The sequence below is a fragment of the Cellulomonas fulva genome (genome assembly GCF_018531375.1).
GTDB lineage: Bacteria > Actinomycetota > Actinomycetes > Actinomycetales > Cellulomonadaceae > Cellulomonas > Cellulomonas fulva.
The window spans coordinates 2,789,769-2,807,077 of record NZ_JAHBOH010000001.1; the positions used below are offsets into that span (position 1 = coordinate 2,789,769).

Genomic DNA, 17,309 nt, shown 5'->3' on the forward strand with positions numbered 1-17,309 from the left:
GCGATGAGCCGCGACGCGCTGCCGTCGATCTGGGGCCCGCGCTGGTCCCGGTGGGTCGGGCGGTTCCTCGCCCGCGTGGTGTGGGACACGCGAGTGGTCGGACGGCACCACGTGCCGAGCGAGGGGCCGGTGCTCCTGGCCGCCAACCACACGGGCGTGGTCGACGGGCCGCTGCTGCTGGGCGTCGCCCCGCGCGGCGCGCACATCCTCGTCAAGGAGGAGATGTTCGTCGGCCCGGTGGGCTGGGTGCTGCGGCGGGCCGGTCAGATCCCGGTGGACCGCGACGGGGGCCGCACGGCGCTGTCCACCGCGCTGGGCGTGCTGCGCCGCGGGGGAGTCGTGGGCGTGTTCCCCGAGGGGAGCCGCGGCCGCGGCGACGCGAGCGACGCGCGCGCCGGCATCACCTGGCTCGCGCTCAACGGCAAGGCGCCCGTCGTGCCCGTCGCCGTGCTCGGCACGCGTCGCACGGGGGAGGGCGTGAACCACCTGCCCGGGCTGCGGCGACGCCTCGTGATCGCGTTCGGCGAGCCCGTGCTGCTGGAGCGGCCGCCCGGCGTCTCGGGCCGCGAGGCGACGGCCGCGGCGAACGTCCGGCTGCGTGACGCCCTGGCGCTGCACGTCGCGGCGACGGTGACCGCGACGGGCGTCGGGCTCCCCACCGACGCACCGCTCGAGGGGCGCGCGGCCGCTTCCTGACGCCGGCCGGCGTGCTCGGGACCGCGCCCCGACCGGTGCGTCGACCGGTACGTGGACCGGCGCGTGAGGCGCGGGGCCGTTCGTCGGGGAGAATGGTCGCCATGAGTGAGCCTGAGGTCGACTTCGTGCTGCCCGACGAGGCCGGGGACGCCGAGCGTGAGCGCGCCCTGCGGGCCGGCCTCGCGGAGTACGAGCTGGAGGACGAGGACCTCGCGCTCCTCACCGGCGAGGGTGGCGACGGCGAGGACGGCAAGGTCGAGACGGCGCTGCCCGTGCTCGCGATCGTCGGCCGGCCGAACGTGGGCAAGTCGACCCTCGTCAACCGCATCCTGGGCCGCCGCGAGGCGGTCGTCGAGGACAAGCCCGGCGTGACGCGCGACCGCGTGAGCTACCCCGCCGAGTGGTCCGGCACCCGGTTCACCCTCGTCGACACCGGCGGCTGGGAGATCGACGTCGCCGGGATCGACGCCCGCGTCGCCGAGCAGGCGGAGGTCGCCATCGCGCTGGCCGACGCGGTCGTCTTCGTCGTCGACGCGACCGTGGGCTCCACGGACACCGACGAGCAGGTGGTCCGCCTCCTGCGCCGCTCGGGCAAGCCCGTGGTGCTGTGCGCCAACAAGGTCGACGGCCCCGCGGCCGAGGCGGACGCGGCGGCGCTGTGGGGCCTGGGCCTCGGCGAGCCGCACCCCGTCTCGGCGCTGCACGGCCGCGGCACGGGCGACCTGCTGGACGCCATCCTCGACGCCCTCCCGGAGGTCTCCGCGCACGGGGTCCTGCGGCCGCAGGGACCGCGTCGCGTGGCGCTCGTCGGACGGCCCAACGTGGGCAAGTCCTCCCTGCTGAACAAGGTCGCGGGCACCGAGCGCGTCGTGGTCGACGACGTCGCGGGCACCACGCGGGACCCCGTCGACGAGCTCATCGAGCTCAAGGGCGTGCCGTGGGTCTTCGTCGACACCGCGGGCATCCGGCGCCGGGTGCACCAGACGCAGGGCGCGGACTTCTACGCGAGCCTGCGCACGCAGGCCGCGATCGAGAAGGCCGAGGTCGCGGTGGTGCTGCTCGACGCGTCGGAGCCCATGACCGAGCAGGACACCCGCGTGGTGCAGCAGGTCATCGACGCCGGCCGCGCGCTCGTGATCGCCTACAACAAGTGGGACCTCATGGACGAGGACCGCCGGCCGTACCTCGAGCGCGAGATCGAGAAGGAGCTCGTGCAGGTCACCTGGGCGCCGCGCGTGAACATCTCGGCGAAGACCGGCTGGCACGCCGAGCGGCTGGTCCCGGCTCTCGAGCGGTCCCTCGAGTCGTGGGACACCCGCATCTCGACCGGACGTCTCAACGCGTTCCTCGGCGAGCTGGTCGCGGCGCACCCCCACCCGGTGCGGGGCGGCAAGCAGCCGCGCATCCTGTTCGCCACGCAGGCCTCGACCCGGCCCCCGCGCTTCGTCGTGTTCACCACCGGCTTCCTGGACCCCGGCTACCGCCGCTACATCGAGCGCCGCCTGCGCGAGACCTTCGGGTTCGAGGGCACGCCGATCACGATCTCGGTGCGGGTGCGGGAGAAGCGCAAGCGGTGACCCGATGAGCCCGGAGTCGACGCCCCGGGGGCTGCGCGGTGCGCTCCTGCGCTGGGGCCTGCCGCGCGACCCCGACGCGTCCCGGCACCTGACGGGCTTCCTGGTCGCGACGGTCCTGACCGTGCTGGTGACGCGCGGGGCGCTGGCGGTCGCCGGGTTCCCGCAGGTGGGCGGCGACGGCCTGCACATCTCGCACGTGCTGTGGGGCGGCCTGCTCCTCGGGCTCGCGCTGGTGCTCTCGCTGTCCTTCCTGGGGCCCGTGGTGCGGCCGTTCGTCGTGCTCGTCGCGGGCGTCGGGTTCGGGCTGTTCGTCGACGAGGTCGGCAAGTTCGTCACGGACGACTACGACTACTTCTACGGACCCACCGCGATGCTGGTCTACGTGGCGGTCGTGACCCTGGCTCTCGTGGGTGAGGCGGTCGGCGCCGGCAGCCGGCCCGTGCCGGCCGAACGTCTCGCGGCGGCGGTGGACCAGGCCGTCGCCGGCGTCGCCGGCGGGTTCTCGCCGCGCGTCCGGGAGCACGCCGACCGGCTCCTCGACGAGTCGGCGGGGGCGCCGGGGCACGACGAGGTCGCGGCGCTGGTCGCCGTGGTCCGGCCGGACCGGGCCGAGCTGCCCGACCCCGTCGCCGCGGTGTCGCGCGCCGTCGTCGGGACCACGCGCCGCCTGGTCCGGGCGTCCTGGGTGCCGCGCCTGGCGGTCGTCGCGATCGTCGGCGTCGCCGTCCTCGCGGTGGCCCGCGGCCTGTGGCTGTCCGACGAGGACGCGCCCGCCTGGGTGGCCGTGATGCTGGTCGCCGGGGGAGCGGGCACCGTCGCCGCGTGCGTCGTCGGGCTCGTCGCCGCGGGCCGCGACCGCGAGCGGGCCTTCGAGTGGTTCCGCCGCGCCGTGCTGGTGAGCCTCCTGGTCACGGAGGTGGCGCTGCTGCGCCTCGACCAGTGGGCGGGGTTCGTCGTCCTCGCCGTCGACGTGGTGATCCTCGGCCTGATCGCGGCCGAGCTGGACGTGCTGCGGCACTCGCGCGAGCAGGCGAGCGCCCAGGCGAGCACGCAGTCGAGCACGCAGTCGAGCACGCAGTCGAGCACGCAGTCGAGCACGGGAGGCACACGAGGCACGGACGGCGTCGCCGGCGCCGCGGCAGACGGCCGGGGTGCCGGGGCAGCCCCGCCCGTACGGTAGGCTGTCGCAGGCTTCTTCGGGAGCCATCGGGCTGTGGCGCAGCTTGGTAGCGCACTTGACTGGGGGTCAAGGGGTCGCAGGTTCAAATCCTGTCAGCCCGACAGATCAGGCCTGGTGAGACACCGTCTCACCAGGCCTGAGCCGTCTGCGGACCTGCCGCCATCGGACCTGCCGTCCCGGCGCCGGCGCCCCGATGGTCCGTGGTCAGCCCGGACCGTCCGGGTGGGCGAGGTCGTAGGCGCGGGACAGCTTCTGGGGGACCACCATGCGCCAGGCGTCGACGACCAGCTCGCGCGCCTCGGTCGGGTCCAGCTCCGCGAGCGCGGCGTGCACCCAGTTGAACCGCGCGTCGGCCACCGACGGCATCTGGAACGTGCGCGGGTCGCTCGACACCAGCGCCGCCCGCTCCTCCCGAGGAAAGGCGAACCCCATCACGCTCTCGTCGACCGAGAACGCGACGTAGACCATCGGGCCGACGCGGAACTTCAGCCTCCCTCTCACGACGACCTCGTACGAGCGTTCCAGGCTGCGTCCCAGCGGCCGGGCGTCCTCGATCACCGCCACGGGCCACCTCCTTCGGTCGTGCGCGCCGCGACGCGCCGGAGCCTACCCGCGGCCGGACGCCACGGGACCGGGTGCGGACGGACCCCGCCGCGAGGGAGCTGCACCGGCGCCCGCACCGCTGCCTGGGCGGGGCCGTGGGGCGGTGCCTTGTCTCGTGGACGACCGTCCTCGGGCGGGATCGACGCGCGTCCCCGCGCTTCTCACCCCGTGAGACCGGTCGCCCAGAGGACCGGCTGGGTTCCGGCGGTCGTCGCACGCACCAGCGAGTCGAGGACGTCGCGCGGTGAGACGCGCGTCGACAGGCGCGCATGCGCCGCGAGCAAGCGGTTTCCCGCCGCCCGATTCGTTGCTATCGTCCGCTGCAAGCGCTTTCCCTGCCGGACGACGGAGTCCGGCGGCGCTCATCGAAGGGTCGACCACGATGGGACGAAGCAGGTATCGCGACGCGCGGCCGCTGCGCAGGACGACGGCGACCGTGGCGGTCGCGGCGATCGGCGCGCTCGTGCTGACGGCGGCCCCCGCTGTCGCCGGGCGCGGGCACGAGGGGCACGGCCACGGCCGCGAGCCGGGCCCGACGCGGCTCGACCTCGCGCTCGCGCGCCAGGTGCTGCCGGACGGCGACGGCTGGGGCTCGGCGGGGGAGGGCACCACCGGCGGATCGGCCGCGCCGACGCACGTCACGGTGACGGACCGGGCCGAGCTCGTCGCGGCCGTGGCGGGCGACGAGCCGAAGATCGTCTTCGTCGCCGGCACCATCGACGCGAACACCGACGACGCAGGCAACCCCCTGACCTGCGAGGACTACGCGCGTGACGGGTTCTCCTACGACGACTACCTCGCCGCCTACGACCCCGCGGTCTGGGGCTGGGACAGCGAGCCGTCGGGGCCGGTCGAGGACGCGCGCGTCGCGTCGATGGCCGCGCAGCGCGAGCGGATCGAGATCAAGATCGGTGCCAACACGACGCTCGTCGGGCTGCGCGGCGCGGAGATCACCGGTGCGGCGCTGCAGATCAAGGACGTCGACAACGTGATCGTCCGCGGTCTCACGCTCACGGACGCGTACGACTGCTTCCCCGCGTGGGACCCGACCGACGGGGAGACGGGCAACTGGAACTCGGAGTGGGACCTGCTGACGGTCTACGGCGCCACGAACGTCTGGATCGACCACAACGACCTGTCCGACGGTGACAACCTCGACGCGGTTCAGCCGGTCGAGTTCGGCCGGCCGATGCAGGCGCACGACGGGCTCCTCGACATCGTCCGCGCGTCCGACTACGTCACGGTCTCGTGGAACGACTTCCACGACCACGACAAGGTCATGCTCATCGGCAACAGCGACTCCCGGACCACCGACCGCGGGCTTCTGCGCGTGACGCTGCACCACAACGAGTTCCGCGACCTCGGGCAGCGCACGCCGCGCGTGCGGTACGGCCAGGTCGACGTCTACAACAACAGCTACGTCTCCTCGCCGCGGGACGACTACGAGTACGTCTACAGCTGGGGGCTGGGCGTCGAGTCGCAGCTGGTCGCCGAGAAGAACGCGTTCACGGGGCCGGTCGACCCCGCGACGGTGATCGGGGTCTACAAGGGCACGAGGGTCACCGAGAACGGCAACGTCGTGAACCTGCGTCCGGTCGACCTGCTGGGCGCGTACAACGCGGCGCACGACGCGACGATCGGCGACGACGCCGGGTGGACGCCGACGCTGCGTCGCCACGTGACCTCGGCGTACGCCGTCCCGCTCGTGGTCGGCCTGCTCGCCGGACCGTCCGGTCTCGCGGGTCGCTGACCCCCTGCGCCGCGCGGCGGTGCCGTCCTCGGGTGGTGGACGGCACCGCCGCGTGCCAGGTGCGGCGTCGCGGCACGTCAGCGCGCCAGCACCTCGTCCGTCGTCGTCCCCGGCAGGGAGACCGTGACCTGCGTGCCCCACGGGTCGCGCGCCGTGATCGCGCGGCCGTCGTCGGAGAACTCGACGGACCGTGCGCGCAGCCGCGCGGCGAGGGCGTCGAGGTCGTCGCGGCCCGGCACCGTCACGGCGACGTCGGCGAGCCCGAGGGTCGCGGCGCGCGGGCCGGCCCCCGCGCTGTTCCACACGTTCATCGCGACGTGGTGGTGGTAGCCGCCCGCGGACGCGAACAGCGCGCCCGGGTAGCCGCGGACCGTCGCCTCGAACCCGAGCGTGTCGAGGTAGAAGGACCCCGCGCGGCCGATGTCACCGACCTGCAGGTGCACGTGGCCGACGCGCCCGGCCAGCGCGGCGCCGGCGTCCAGCGCGTCCTGGGTCAGGTGCTCGCGCAGGAACGCGTTCGGGTCCAGGTACGTGGTGTCCATCCGGAGCTCGCCGCCGGCGTGCAGCCAGAGGCTGCGGTCACGGTCGGTGTACAGCTCGATCCCGTTGCCCTCCGGGTCCGCGAAGTAGAACGCCTCGCTCACCGAGTGGTCGCTCGAGCCGACGAAGCGGCTCGCCGGGTCCTGTGCCGCGCGGTAGACGGTCGCAGCGAGGCTCGTCGGGTCGTCGAAGAGGAACGCGGTGTGGAACAGGCCGGGCTGTCGCGGGTCGGTCTCCGGCAGGTCCGGCGTGTGCACCAGCCGCATCATCGGGGTGGTGCCGCGACCGAGCACGCGGTGCACCTCGCGGCCGCGGGTCCGCTCCTCGATCGGCTCCATCGCCAGGGCGTCGGCGTAGTACGACGACATGCGCTCGAGGTCGCCCACGCGCAGCGTCACGGCGTCCATGACCGTGTCCGGGTGCAGGACCTGGTCGGTGGTGACCCGCGGGTCGGTGGACGTGCTCATGTGTGACAGCTCCTGCGCCGAGGGTGCCGCGGCGGGCGGCGAGGGACGCGGGTCGTCCGCTCTCCCGTGGACAACGTCGGCGCGGTCGCAGATCGTCCCGCGTCAGCGGTCCGGTCCGGGGCCCAGGACCAGCCACCCGTGCGGGGCGACGTGCGTCGGGCCGCTGCCGTCGCTCGCGGCGAGCGGCGCCAGGTGACGCGTCCCGTCGGGCAGGGGCAACGGCTCGTCGTCCAGGTTCAGCGCGACGACGAGGGCCGCGTCCCCCGCGCGCTGCTCGACCACGAGCCCCCGGTTGCCCAGGTGCAGCGTCGTCGACGTCGCGCGGTGCAGCCACGGGTGGCGCCTGCGCAGACCGATCAGCTCCTGGTGGAGCCGCCGCACACCCTCGTCGGGCAGCAGCAGCGTGTCCGGCCCGCCGTCGGGGAACGGTGGCCGCACGGCGTCGTCACCGCCGGCCCGGTCCTCCTTGACGCCGCGGAACCCGAGCTCGTCGCCGGCGTAGACGGTGGGGGTGCCGCCCAGCGTGGCGAGCAGGACCACCGCGTGCGCCCGGTGCCGCTCGTCGGTGATGCGGCTCGCGATGCGCGTCACGTCGTGGTTCCCGACGAACGTCGTCGGGACGAACGAGGCGAGCATCTGCGAGTGCCGGCCCAGCGCGTGGTCGAGCTCGTAGAGGTTGGCGTCCTCGAGGCTGGACCAGATCGCCTTCCACAGCTCGTACTGCGTGACGCTGTCGACGCCGGACGCGGCGACGAAGCCCGCGTAGTCGCCGTGGATGACCTCCGCCGACGTCCAGACGTCCGGGTGGCGCTCGCGCACCCGCGGCAGCACGGACGCCCAGAACGCGGGCGGCACCGCGTACGCCGCGTCGAGCCGCCACGCGTCGGCGCCGCGGTCCGACCAGTGGCTCATCGCCTCGGTGACCAGGTCCGCGACCCGGGGGGAGGCGTGGTCGAGCGCGACGAGCGCGCCGTGGCCCTCGAAGTCGTCCAGCTCCGGGCCGTGGTCACCGTCGCGCCAGCGGAACCACGAGCCCGCCTCGCTGGCCGGGCCTTCCGCGAGCGCACGACGCGCCAGCGGGTGCTCCCGCGAGACGTGGTTGAAGACGCCGTCGAGCGCCACCCGCAGGCCGCGCGCGTGCGCCTGGGCCACGAGCTCGTCGAAGTCGGCCTCCTCGCCCAGCCGCGGGTCGAGCCGTCCGTGGTCCACCGTGTCGTAGCCGTGGGTCACGGACGCGAACACCGGGCCGAGCAGGATGCCGGACGCCCCGAGCCGCACCACGTGGTCGAGCCAGGGCACCAGGCGCAGGAGGCGGTGCTCGTCGGGGCTGGGCGGCGGGTCCGCGGGGAACGCGCCGACGGCGCCCAAGGGATAGACGTGCCACCAGATCGCGTGCGCGACCCAGTCCGGCTCGGGCGGGCGCGTGACCTCGGGTTCCAGCACGTCGCCACGCTAACGCGACCGCACGACGCCGCGCCCGACGAGACCTCGATCCCTCCTTACCGCCTGGTAAGAGAGCGCTAGCATGACGCCACGAGTCCCGCGCACAGGGAGGTGCCCGCATGACTGCGTCCGAGAGCACGCCGTTCGACGTCGAGAAGGTCCTGGCCGAGCTGACGCTCGAGGAGAAGGCGTCGCTGACCTCCGGGTCGGACTTCTGGCACACCCAGCCGGTCGACCGCGTCGGCGTCCCCGCGCTCATGGTCACCGACGGGCCGCACGGGCTGCGCAAGCAGGTCGCCTCGTCGGACCACCTGGGCCTGGGGGAGTCGGTCCCGGCGACGTGCTTCCCGACGGCGGCGGCGCTCGGCTCGTCGTGGGACGTCGACCTGGTGCACCGGGTGGGGGAGGCGCTCGGCCGCGAGACCCGCGCGAACGACGTGGGCGTGCTGCTCGGCCCCGGCGTCAACATCAAGCGCACCCCGCTGTGCGGGCGGAACTTCGAGTACGTCTCGGAGGACCCGGTCGTCGCGGGCGAGATCGGCACCGCGCTGGTCGACGGCATCCAGAGCCAGGGCGTGGGCACCTCGCTCAAGCACTTCGCCGCCAACAACCAGGAGACCGACCGGCTGCGCATCTCCGCACAGGTCGACGAGCGGACCCTGCGCGAGATCTACCTGCCGGCGTTCGAGCGCGTGGTCACCCGCGCCCAGCCGTGGACCGTGATGTGCGCGTACAACAAGGTCAACGGCACGTACGCGTCGCAGGACCCGTGGCTGCTCACCACCGTGCTGCGCGACGAGTGGGCGTTCGAGGGCCTCGTCGTCTCCGACTGGGGCGCGGTGCACGACCGCGTCCCCGCGCTGGCGGCCGGACTGGACCTGCAGATGCCCGCGGCGGGGTCGCGCCCGGACGACGAGGTCGTCGCCGCGGTGCGGGCCGGCACGCTCGACGAGGCGGTGCTCGACCAGGCGGTGCGCCGCGTGCTGCACCTCGTCGCCCGCGCGCAGCCCGCGGTCGTCGGCACGGGCACGTTCGACGTCGACGAGCACCACGCGCTGGCGCGCGAGGCCGCGGCCGCCGGCACGGTGCTGCTGCGCAACGAGCCCGTCGACGGCGCCCCGCTCCTGCCGCTCGCCGAGCCGGCGCGCACGCTCGTCGTCGGCGAGTTCGCCCGCACGCCGCGCTACCAGGGCGCGGGCTCCTCTCAGGTCAACCCGACCCGGCTCGACGACGCCCTGGGCGCGCTGCGCGCCGCCACCGCGGCCGACCTGCCCTTCGAGCCCGGGTTCACGATCGACGGCGGCCCGTCGGGGGACGACGAGGCCCTGCTCGCGGCGGCCGTCGCCGCGGCGCGCGACGCGGGCACGGTCCTGCTGTTCCTCGGCCTGCCCGCACCGGACGAGTCCGAGGGGTACGACCGGCCGCGGCTCGGCCTCCCCGAGAACCAGGTCGCGGCGCTCGCGGCGATCGCCGCGGTCAACCCCCGCGTGGTCGTCGTGCTCGCGAACGGGTCCGCCGTCGACCTGCCGTGGCGCGACCTCGCGCCGGCCGTGCTGGAGACGTGGCTGGGCGGTCAGGCGGGCGGCTCCGCGGTCGCCGACGTCCTCACCGGCGCGGTCGAGCCCGGCGGGCGCCTCACGGAGACCATCCCGCTGCGGCTGCAGGACACACCGGCGTTCGGCAACTTCCCCGGCGAGGCGGGCGAGGTCCGGTACGGCGAGGGCGTGCTCGTCGGGTACCGGTGGTACGACACCCGCGAGCTCGACGTCGCCTACCCCTTCGGCCACGGCCTCGGCTACACCACGTTCGCGTACGGCGACGTCGTCGCCACGGTCCGCGGCGAGGGAGCGGGCTCGACGGTCGACGTGCGCGTGACGGTCACCAACACGGGAGCCCGGACCGGCTCCGAGGTGGTGCAGGTGTACGTACGGGACCCGCAGGCCGCGGTCCTGCGGCCGGTCCGCGAGCTCAAGGCGTTCGCCAAGGTCACGCTCGCGCCCGGCGAGTCGCGCGAGATCGCGCTCACGCTCACCGCGCGCGACCTGTCCTACTGGCACCCCGGGCTGCGGCGCTGGGTGGTCGGGGGCGGCGAGATGGTCGTCGAGGTCGGCGCGTCGTCCCGCGACGTCCGCACGACGAGCCGCGTCGACGTGGTCGGCGAGCCGCTCTGGGGCGAGCTCGGCGTGATGTCCACCATCGCCGAGTGGCTCGCGCACCCCGTGGGCGCTCGACTGGCGGCGCCCTACCTCACGCTGCCCGAGGGTGCGCCCGAGCCGGACGAGAGCATGCAGGCGATGATCCAGCAGATGCCCATCAAGGTGCTGCTCGACTTCGGGTTCGCGCCGCTGGACCGCGACGGGCTCGACGCGCTCGTGGCCGCGGCGAACGCTCAGGACGCCTCGGGGTCGGGCGCGAGCGTCGCGTAGAAGGCGCGGATCTCGGCCGCCATGTCGACGCGCGTGCCCGGACGGTCGGCCTCCAGCAGCCACTGGACCTGGAGGCCGTCCATCACGGCGACGGTGCGACGCGCGGCGGACTCCGGCGTGACCCCCGGGCACAGCCGGCCCGCCGCGTCGAGCTCCGCGAAGTCGGCGGTGAGCTCGGCGAGGACCGTGGTGTAGCGCTCGCGGAAGTACGCGTGCGCGGGATGGTCGGGCGCGGTCGCCTCCGCCGACAGCGTGGCGAAGAGCTCGACGATGCCGGGACGGGCCGCGTTGCGCTCGACGACCCGCGCGAAGACCTCAGCCACCGGCAGGCCGGCGGCCCGGTCCGCCTGGGACGCCGCGAGGTCCACCTCGTCCCGGCGCGCCAGGACGGCCGCCAGCAGCGCCGCCTTGCTCGGGAAGTGGTGCAGCAGCCCCGGGTGCGAGATGCCCACGCGGGACGCGATCTCGCGCAGCGAGGCGGTGCGGTAGCCCACCTGGCCGAACAGCTGGACCGCGGCCTCGAGGATGTCCTCCCGGGTCGAGCGACCGCGCCGCACGGCGAGCGCGGCGGAGGGCGGGGTGGAGGTGGACACGTGCCCAGGATGGCACCTCGGGGGTGAACGTGGGGGCCCGTCTCGCATTCGAACACCCGTACGACCTACGATGGCCGCGTGAGCGGACGGCAGCAGACCAGGCGTGAGGTGGCGAACCGGGAGGCGCCCGAGCACATCCCCGTGCGACCCCAGGGCGACATCCCGGTGATCGTCCGCGTGGTGTGGCTGGACGGGACCGAGGAGTGGCGCCCCGCGCGGGCCGTGCGGTGGACGGCCGAGCACGTCATGGTCGCCTGGCGCGACGAGCAGGACGACCCCCGGTCGGAGCGCTACGAGTGGTTGCGCGCCGGGGACGTCGCGCGCTCGGTGAGCTGGCTCGTCGGGCCGCCCCAGGCGCCGCGGGCCACGGTCCGCCCGTCGGCGTAGGCCGTCGGCGCAGGCCGTCGGCGCAGGCCGTCGGCGCAGGCCGTCGGCGCAGGCCGTCGGCGCCGCGGTCAGACGAGCTTGGGGAACGTGACCAGGAACGACGCGAGGACGACGAAGCCGACGCAGGCCAGGCCCAGCAGCGTCCACTGCGCCCGGCGTGCCTTCATCCGGCCCGACATGGCCGCGAAGAACAGCACCGCGGCGAACCCGACCGTGAGCACCGTGTAGTTGTCTCCGCGCTGGTTGTTGCGCAGCGCCTCGTCGAACTTGGCGTCCGCGCGGGCGTCGGCGGCCTGCGCGAGCCCGAGCTCCGGGATCACGTACTCCGGCATCTCGAACGGGGTCGCCGGTGCGTCCGGGTTCTGCAGCGGCTTCGTCGCGACCCAGGCAGGCAGCGCCGTGGCCAGCGGCTCGGGGAACCGGTCCTCGAGGAACTCGGTGAGCTGGGCGTCCTGGGCCTGGTAGGCCTGGAGCCACTGCGTGAACAACGACACCTGGATGCTCTGCTTGCGGTTCGCGTCCGCCTCGAGCCGCGACGCCTCGATGCGCGCGGTCGACGCCTGCGAGAACGAGATCGACATCGCCCCGCCCCACTTGGACGCCTGGAACCCGGTCCACGCGGTCAGCACCGTCGTGATCGACAGCAGGATCACCGTCACCAGCTCGCGCCAGTCGGTCCCGTCCTCCGCGTCCGCGCGCCCGTCCGTCATGCCAGCTCCTCCCGCAGGTGGAGCCCATGATCGCGGGCGGGGGCGCACGGCGCTCGTCGGCGCGCCGCACCACGGACCGGACGACGGACCGGACGACGGACCGGACAGGTGTGCGGCCTGCCGGGAGGCGTCAGTGGACGACCTTGAGCCCGACGACGCAGCCCACGATGCCGAGCAGCAGCAGCACGCGCACGAGGCTCACCGGCTCGGCGCCCGTGAGCATGGCCCACGCCACGGTGCCGGTCGCCCCGATGCCGACCCAGACGGCGTACGCCGTGCCGGTGGGGAGGCTGCGCATCGCGTACGCGAGCCCGGCCATGCTGGCGACCAGCGCGACGGCGAACACGACGGTCGGCACCGGACGGTGCAGCCCCTGCGAGCGCCCGAGCGCGGTGGCCCACACCGCCTCGAGAACCCCGGACACGACGAGAACGGCCCATGCCATGACGACTCCCACGTGCCGTCTTGTCGCTGACCGGGTACGGCACCCTCGTCCGGGAGCCCGGCGACGGGCTCTGGCCTCAGGCTCTCACACGGGATCGGCCGAGGGTCCGGCCTCCGTGCCCTCGTGCTGGTGAGATCGCTCACCGGTCGTCGGCACGGCGGGTGCCGTCGGTGCGGTGGGCGCCGCCGGCACCACCGGCACCGCGGCGCGGTCGCCCGAGAGCCACCGCAGCCACCCCGCCGAGCCGTCCGGCTCGAGCAGCAGCGTGCGGACCAGGAGCGTGAGCGGGATCGAGAGGATCGCCCCGAGGGGACCCAGCACGAAGGTCCAGAACGTCACCGACGCGAAGCTGAGCGTGAGGCTGAGGTCGACCGCGTCGCTCACGACCTTGGGCTGGACGAGCACCTGCAGCACCACGTTGACGACGCAGTAGATGGCGACGACCGCGAGCATCATGGGCCAGCCGCCGACGACGAGCGCGAGGATCGCGGGCGGGATCAGGCCCAGCACGAAGCCGATGTTCGGGACGAAGTTGGTGACGAACGCGAGGATCGCCCACACCACCGGCGCGGGGACGCCGAGGATCGCGAGCGCGATGCCGTCCAGGACCGCGACGACGGCACCGAAGGTCGCGTTGACCACGTAGTACCGCCGCACGCCCCGCGTGTAGCTCTCGGCGCGCGCGATGGCCGGTCCCCGCTCGCCGCCGAACAGGCTCGACGCCGTGCTGTAGCGCGCGCCGTCGGCCGCCATGAACAGCACGTACGCGAAGACCAGGAACAGCGCGCCGGCGACCGCGACCGCCGACGAGCCGAGGTGGGTGGCGACCCCGAGCAGCCGCTGCGGGTCGAGCGCGCGGGATGCGGCGTCGGTCGCCGCGCCGTCGAGGCCGGCCGACGCCAGCCACGACCGCGCGTCGTCGAGCGCGGAGCGGAGCTCGGGCCCGTAGTCGGCCACCATCGACCCGAACCGGGCCACCGCGAAGGCGATCAGCGCGGCGATGAGCGCCAGGACGAGCCACCCGCTGAGGACCACCACCGTGGTCGCGGCACCGCGGGGCCAGCCCCGGCGCTCGAGACCGAACCGCAGCGGGTGCACGATGACGACGACGACCGCGGCGAGCGCCACCGGACCGACGAACCCACGCGCCCACCACAGCCCGGCCAGCAGGACGAACGTCGCGGCGAGCGCGACGAGGGCGCGGAGCGTGTACGACGAGGCGGGCGCGGGTGCCCCCGCGCCGACGTCGGGCTGGTCCTGCGTCACGCGTCCTCCTCCGCGGCCGGCGCGGACCGCGGGCCGGGCCCACCCTCGCGCCTGGGCGCCGAGCGGTCCAGCCGCCACGCCCGGACGGCGTCAGGCGCGGTCGAGCGTGGCCCGCGCGGAGACCGCGATGGTCACCGCCGCGTCGGCACCCAGCAGCGCACGCGCGTTCTCGGGTACCGGGATCCGCACCCGCCACGCGCCGGCCGCGTCGTCCTCGTCGGCCAGCGGCGCGTCCCGCTCGGGGTCCGGCGCCCAGTCCCGCAGCGCGCCCGGGAGCTGCGAGCCCCACCGGGCCCAGGTCCGCGGCGGCCCGTCGGCCGGGAGCTGGATGTCGACGACGAGCACGTCCGCCCAGTCCTCGGCCTGCTCGAGGTGGTCGAGGAAGGACAGCAGGCCGCCCTTGCTGCGCAGGGAGAGCAGGCGCAGCCGCAGCACGTGGCGCATCGTCTCGACCGTGCCGCCGGTGCGCGGGTCCTCGGGACGCGTCGCGGACGACGAGAGGTACGTGCGCACGAGCGGGACGGGGGTGGCGACGTCGTCCTCGCGCACCGGTCGCTCGATCTGCACCGGGCACAGGTGGTCGGCGCTCTGCTCGTGCAGGACCACGGGCAGGCCGCGGATCGACATCCGCGTCTCGAGCTGCCACGCGGTCTCGTCGTCCGGCGTGCCGGGAAGGCGCAGGTCCGTGAGGTCGGCGCGCACCTCGAGGTCCCCGAACAGGAACCGCCGCAGGTTCTGGTACCCCTCCTCGGAGTTCACGATGCCGAACCGGCCCGAGTGGCTGCGGTGCACGAAGGCGCGTGGCGTCCCGCGCAGGTAGGCGTTGTCGATCTGCACCAGCCCGTCGCTGCGCGGCCCGACGGCCCGTGCGGGCAGCCCCAGCGCCACGGCGTAGTCCGACGCGTTCGTCCCCACGAGGCAGAAGAACCGCTCGCGCGGGAAGCCGCCGTCGGGCAGGTCCGTCGCGTCGAACGCGTCGGCGCCTCCCGGCAGCGCGACGCGCGTCGGCACCAGGTACTCACGCATCCGCCGGGGACCGAAGATGTCCGCTCCCTGCACCCCGAGCGTGTCCCGGACCTTCTCGAGCAGCCCGAAGCCGACGGCGAACTCGATCCCGCCGTGCGGGGTGGCGTAGGTGAAGGCGCGGTCGACGAACGCGGTCGCCGCGTCGAGGCTGCCGCCCACGCGCTCGTCGTCCGGCACGACGCGCTGCAGCATGCCGCGCACGACGAGCCCGCCCATCGAGTGCGCGACGAGGAAGACCCGGGGCGCGCCGGTCTGGCGGCGCACGAGCTGGACGAGCTCGAACAGGCTCTGCGACGCGCGCTCGATCGAGAACGCGTTCGGGTCGCGGGTCAGGTGCGGCGCGAACTCGTCGTAGAAGCGGTGCACCCAGATCGACGCCGCGGGGACGGAGCCGGCCTCCTGGCCGCGCAGGTAGGCCTCCTGGTCCCCGCGCACCAGGAGCTCGTACCCGTGGTCGATCATCAGCCGCAGGAGCGGGCTCTCGAACTGGTGGAACGTGGGGCGGTCCGTGCCGTCGACGCGGACCTGCACGGACCCCTCGTTGAAGCCGTAGAACGGGTCGTCGACCGCGCTGTCGATGCCCGACGGCCCGCCCGCGTAGCCGCGCACGTAGACCACGGGCAGCCGCCCGTCCCCGGGGTAGCCCATGACCGCCTCCTCGTCGTGCGGCCGGCGGTGCGCGCGGCCTCTCAGGTGAGGATGGCGCGCCCGGCCGTCAGATACCAGGACGTAACGGACGGTGTCAGCCGAGGCCGTCGCGCACGACGAGCACGGGGCACCCCGCGCGGTGCGCCACCCGGCGGCCGACCACGCCTCCGCGCGTCACCCACCACCGCCGAGCACCCACGACGACGAGTCCGGCGGTGCGGGACTGCTCGACCAGCGCGTCGACCGGGTCGGCCTCGACCAGCAGCGCGCGGACGACGAGCGCCGGGTACGTGACGGCGAGGTCCGAGGCGAGCTCGGCCGCCGCCTGGCGCGCCGCGTCGTCCGACCCCGGGCGCCACGCGTGCAGCACGTGCAGCGCGCGGCCGTCGCGCAGCGCCTCGCGCGCGGCGAGTCCCGCCGCGAGCCACGACGCGGCTGTGCCGTCGACCCCGACGACGACCGGGCCCGGGCGGAGGTCGGCCGCCGGCTCGTCGTCGCCGGCTGCCCGCGCGCGGACGAGCGCGACGGGGCAGCGGGCACGCCAGGAAAGCGCGCGCCCGACGCCGCGGCCGGCGCGGCGCCCGTCCCGCGTCCCGGCGACGAGCAGCTGCGCGTCGGCGGCGTAGGAGGTGAGCGCCGGCACCGTCGGACCGTGCAGCAGCACGCCCTGGACGTGCAGCCCGGGATGGGCGCGCGCGATCTGTCCGCAGACCGCGCGCAGCTCGGCCAGCACGCCCTCGTCGTCGGGCGGCACCGCGGGCGCGCCGCCCCACGACCACGCGACCGGCGGCACCGCGACGTGCGCGACGACGAGCCGCGCACCGCGCCGCAGCGCGGCCGCGACGCCCCACCGCAGCGTCCGCTCGCTGCCGGGCGCCCCGTCGACCGCGACCACCACGGGACCGTCGATCCGCACGCCGCCACCACCGTCCGATCCGGGGCCTGCCGTCTGTGGCCGGCCCGGCATGGACCATCGTCCCCGCGCGCAGGGCGGAGGAGGGGTGCGGAAGGTCCCGGGGCGCCGGGGCTGATCCGCCGGGCCGCGCGGTCAGCTCGTGACCGTGTGCACCGCCCCGCCGGTGACCCGGACGAGCTCGTCGAACGTCGTAGGGAACACGGTGTGGGGCGTCCCGCCGGCCGCCCAGATCTGCCCGTGCTCCGCGAGCGACTCATCGACGACGGTCTCGAGCGGCGCCGGGTGGCCCACGGGCGCGACCCCGCCGATCGCCTGGCCGGTGGCCGCGCGGACCTGCTCCGGCGTCGCGCGGTCGATCGACGCCCGGCCCAGCCGGCGCGCCAACGCCACCGTGTCGACCCGGTGGCGCCCGCTGGTCATGACGAGCAGGGGCCGCCCGTCGGCCCAGAACACGAGGCTGTTCGCGATCTGGTCGACCAGGCAGCCGAGCGCCGCCGCGGCCTCGGCGGCCGTCCGGGCGGAGTCAGGCAGCTCGACGACCTCGCCGCGCACCCCGGCGTCGGCGAGCGCACGGGCCACGACGACCGAACGGGCGGGCAGCGGGGGCGACGGTGTGGTCACGCTCCCATCCTGCCG

Annotated in this window: 16 protein-coding genes, 1 tRNA gene and 1 riboswitch; of the genes, 7 read left to right on the forward strand and 10 right to left on the reverse strand. The window is 74.9% G+C overall.

All coding sequences use genetic code 11. The features are described 5' to 3' along the window. The first annotated feature begins 3 nt into the window (after positions 1 to 3). The 4 genes from KIN34_RS12400 (at position 4) to KIN34_RS12415 (ending at position 3,554) form a co-directional block, all read left to right on the forward strand. Positions 4 to 696: a lysophospholipid acyltransferase family protein gene (locus KIN34_RS12400; RefSeq protein WP_214350987.1), complete on the forward strand. Its 693-nt coding sequence runs from the start codon at positions 4 to 6 to the stop codon at positions 694 to 696. 101 nt (positions 697 to 797) lie between these two features. Next, positions 798 to 2,273, forward strand: a complete 1,476-nt coding sequence (gene der, locus KIN34_RS12405; RefSeq protein ID WP_214350990.1) for a ribosome biogenesis GTPase Der — start codon at positions 798 to 800, stop codon at positions 2,271 to 2,273. Positions 2,274 to 2,277: 4 nt separating this feature from the next. After that, entirely contained in the window at positions 2,278 to 3,453 is a 1,176-nt protein-coding gene (locus tag KIN34_RS12410) for a hypothetical protein (protein WP_214350993.1), read from the forward strand. Between the two features lie 27 nt (positions 3,454 to 3,480). Further along, a tRNA-Pro gene (locus KIN34_RS12415) sits at positions 3,481 to 3,554 on the forward strand. A 103-nt stretch (positions 3,555 to 3,657) separates the two neighbouring features. On the opposite strand, the gene KIN34_RS12420 is transcribed toward KIN34_RS12415, so the two are convergent. Then, entirely contained in the window at positions 3,658 to 4,017 is a 360-nt protein-coding gene (locus tag KIN34_RS12420) for an MmcQ/YjbR family DNA-binding protein (RefSeq protein WP_214350995.1), read from the reverse strand. Between the two features lie 421 nt (positions 4,018 to 4,438). Here KIN34_RS12420 and KIN34_RS12425 point away from each other — a divergent pair, with 421 nt between their 5' ends. Then, the gene (locus KIN34_RS12425; protein WP_214350998.1) at positions 4,439 to 5,806 is read left to right on the forward strand and encodes a pectate lyase family protein; all 1,368 of its coding nucleotides are present in this window, start codon (positions 4,439 to 4,441) and stop codon (positions 5,804 to 5,806) included. 77 nt (positions 5,807 to 5,883) lie between these two features. Here KIN34_RS12425 and KIN34_RS12430 read toward each other — a convergent pair whose 3' ends face one another. Continuing rightward, entirely contained in the window at positions 5,884 to 6,813 is a 930-nt protein-coding gene (locus tag KIN34_RS12430; protein ID WP_214351001.1) for a VOC family protein, read from the reverse strand. 102 nt (positions 6,814 to 6,915) lie between these two features. Then, entirely contained in the window at positions 6,916 to 8,253 is a 1,338-nt protein-coding gene (locus KIN34_RS12435) for an alpha-amylase family glycosyl hydrolase (RefSeq protein ID WP_214352100.1), read from the reverse strand. 122 nt (positions 8,254 to 8,375) lie between these two features. On the opposite strand from KIN34_RS12435, the gene KIN34_RS12440 reads away from it, so the two are divergent. Next, complete coding sequence (locus KIN34_RS12440; RefSeq protein ID WP_214351004.1) at positions 8,376 to 10,682, forward strand: aryl-beta-d-glycosidase; 2,307 nt, start codon at positions 8,376 to 8,378, stop codon at positions 10,680 to 10,682. Here KIN34_RS12440 and KIN34_RS12445 read toward each other — a convergent pair. Continuing rightward, entirely contained in the window at positions 10,646 to 11,275 is a 630-nt protein-coding gene (locus tag KIN34_RS12445) for a TetR/AcrR family transcriptional regulator (RefSeq protein WP_307858214.1), read from the reverse strand. The genes KIN34_RS12440 and KIN34_RS12445 overlap by 37 nt on opposite strands. Positions 11,276 to 11,353: 78 nt before the next feature. Here KIN34_RS12445 and KIN34_RS12450 point away from each other — a divergent pair, with 78 nt between their 5' ends. Then, positions 11,354 to 11,662 carry a hypothetical protein gene (locus KIN34_RS12450; RefSeq protein WP_237689098.1) on the forward strand — a complete coding sequence of 103 codons (309 nt, stop codon included), beginning with the start codon at positions 11,354 to 11,356 and terminating at the stop codon, positions 11,660 to 11,662. 68 nt (positions 11,663 to 11,730) lie between these two features. Here KIN34_RS12450 and KIN34_RS12455 read toward each other — a convergent pair whose 3' ends face one another. The 6 genes from KIN34_RS12455 to KIN34_RS12480 all read right to left on the reverse strand — a co-directional run bounded on the left by KIN34_RS12455 (position 11,731) and on the right by KIN34_RS12480 (position 17,294). Continuing rightward, the gene (locus KIN34_RS12455; protein WP_214351010.1) at positions 11,731 to 12,372 is read right to left on the reverse strand and encodes a hypothetical protein; all 642 of its coding nucleotides are present in this window, start codon (positions 12,370 to 12,372) and stop codon (positions 11,731 to 11,733) included. A gap of 130 nt (positions 12,373 to 12,502) precedes the next feature. Further along, the gene (locus KIN34_RS12460; protein ID WP_214351013.1) at positions 12,503 to 12,817 is read right to left on the reverse strand and encodes a DMT family transporter; all 315 of its coding nucleotides are present in this window, start codon (positions 12,815 to 12,817) and stop codon (positions 12,503 to 12,505) included. A gap of 9 nt (positions 12,818 to 12,826) precedes the next feature. Beyond that, positions 12,827 to 12,891: riboswitch (guanidine-III (ykkC-III) riboswitch) on the reverse strand. 10 nt (positions 12,892 to 12,901) lie between these two features. Further along, complete coding sequence (locus KIN34_RS12465; protein WP_214351016.1) at positions 12,902 to 14,083, reverse strand: AI-2E family transporter; 1,182 nt, start codon at positions 14,081 to 14,083, stop codon at positions 12,902 to 12,904. Positions 14,084 to 14,173: 90 nt separating this feature from the next. After that, a complete protein-coding gene (locus KIN34_RS12470; protein ID WP_214351019.1) occupies positions 14,174 to 15,757 on the reverse strand; it encodes an esterase/lipase family protein in 1,584 nt (527 codons plus the stop codon). A 94-nt stretch (positions 15,758 to 15,851) separates the two neighbouring features. Beyond that, complete coding sequence (locus KIN34_RS12475; RefSeq protein WP_214351022.1) at positions 15,852 to 16,673, reverse strand: universal stress protein; 822 nt, start codon at positions 16,671 to 16,673, stop codon at positions 15,852 to 15,854. 132 nt (positions 16,674 to 16,805) lie between these two features. Continuing rightward, positions 16,806 to 17,294 (reverse strand): YbaK/EbsC family protein, encoded by a 489-nt coding sequence (locus tag KIN34_RS12480; RefSeq protein ID WP_214351024.1) that lies wholly within the window; start codon positions 17,292 to 17,294, stop codon positions 16,806 to 16,808. Positions 17,295 to 17,309: the final 15 nt, after the last annotated feature.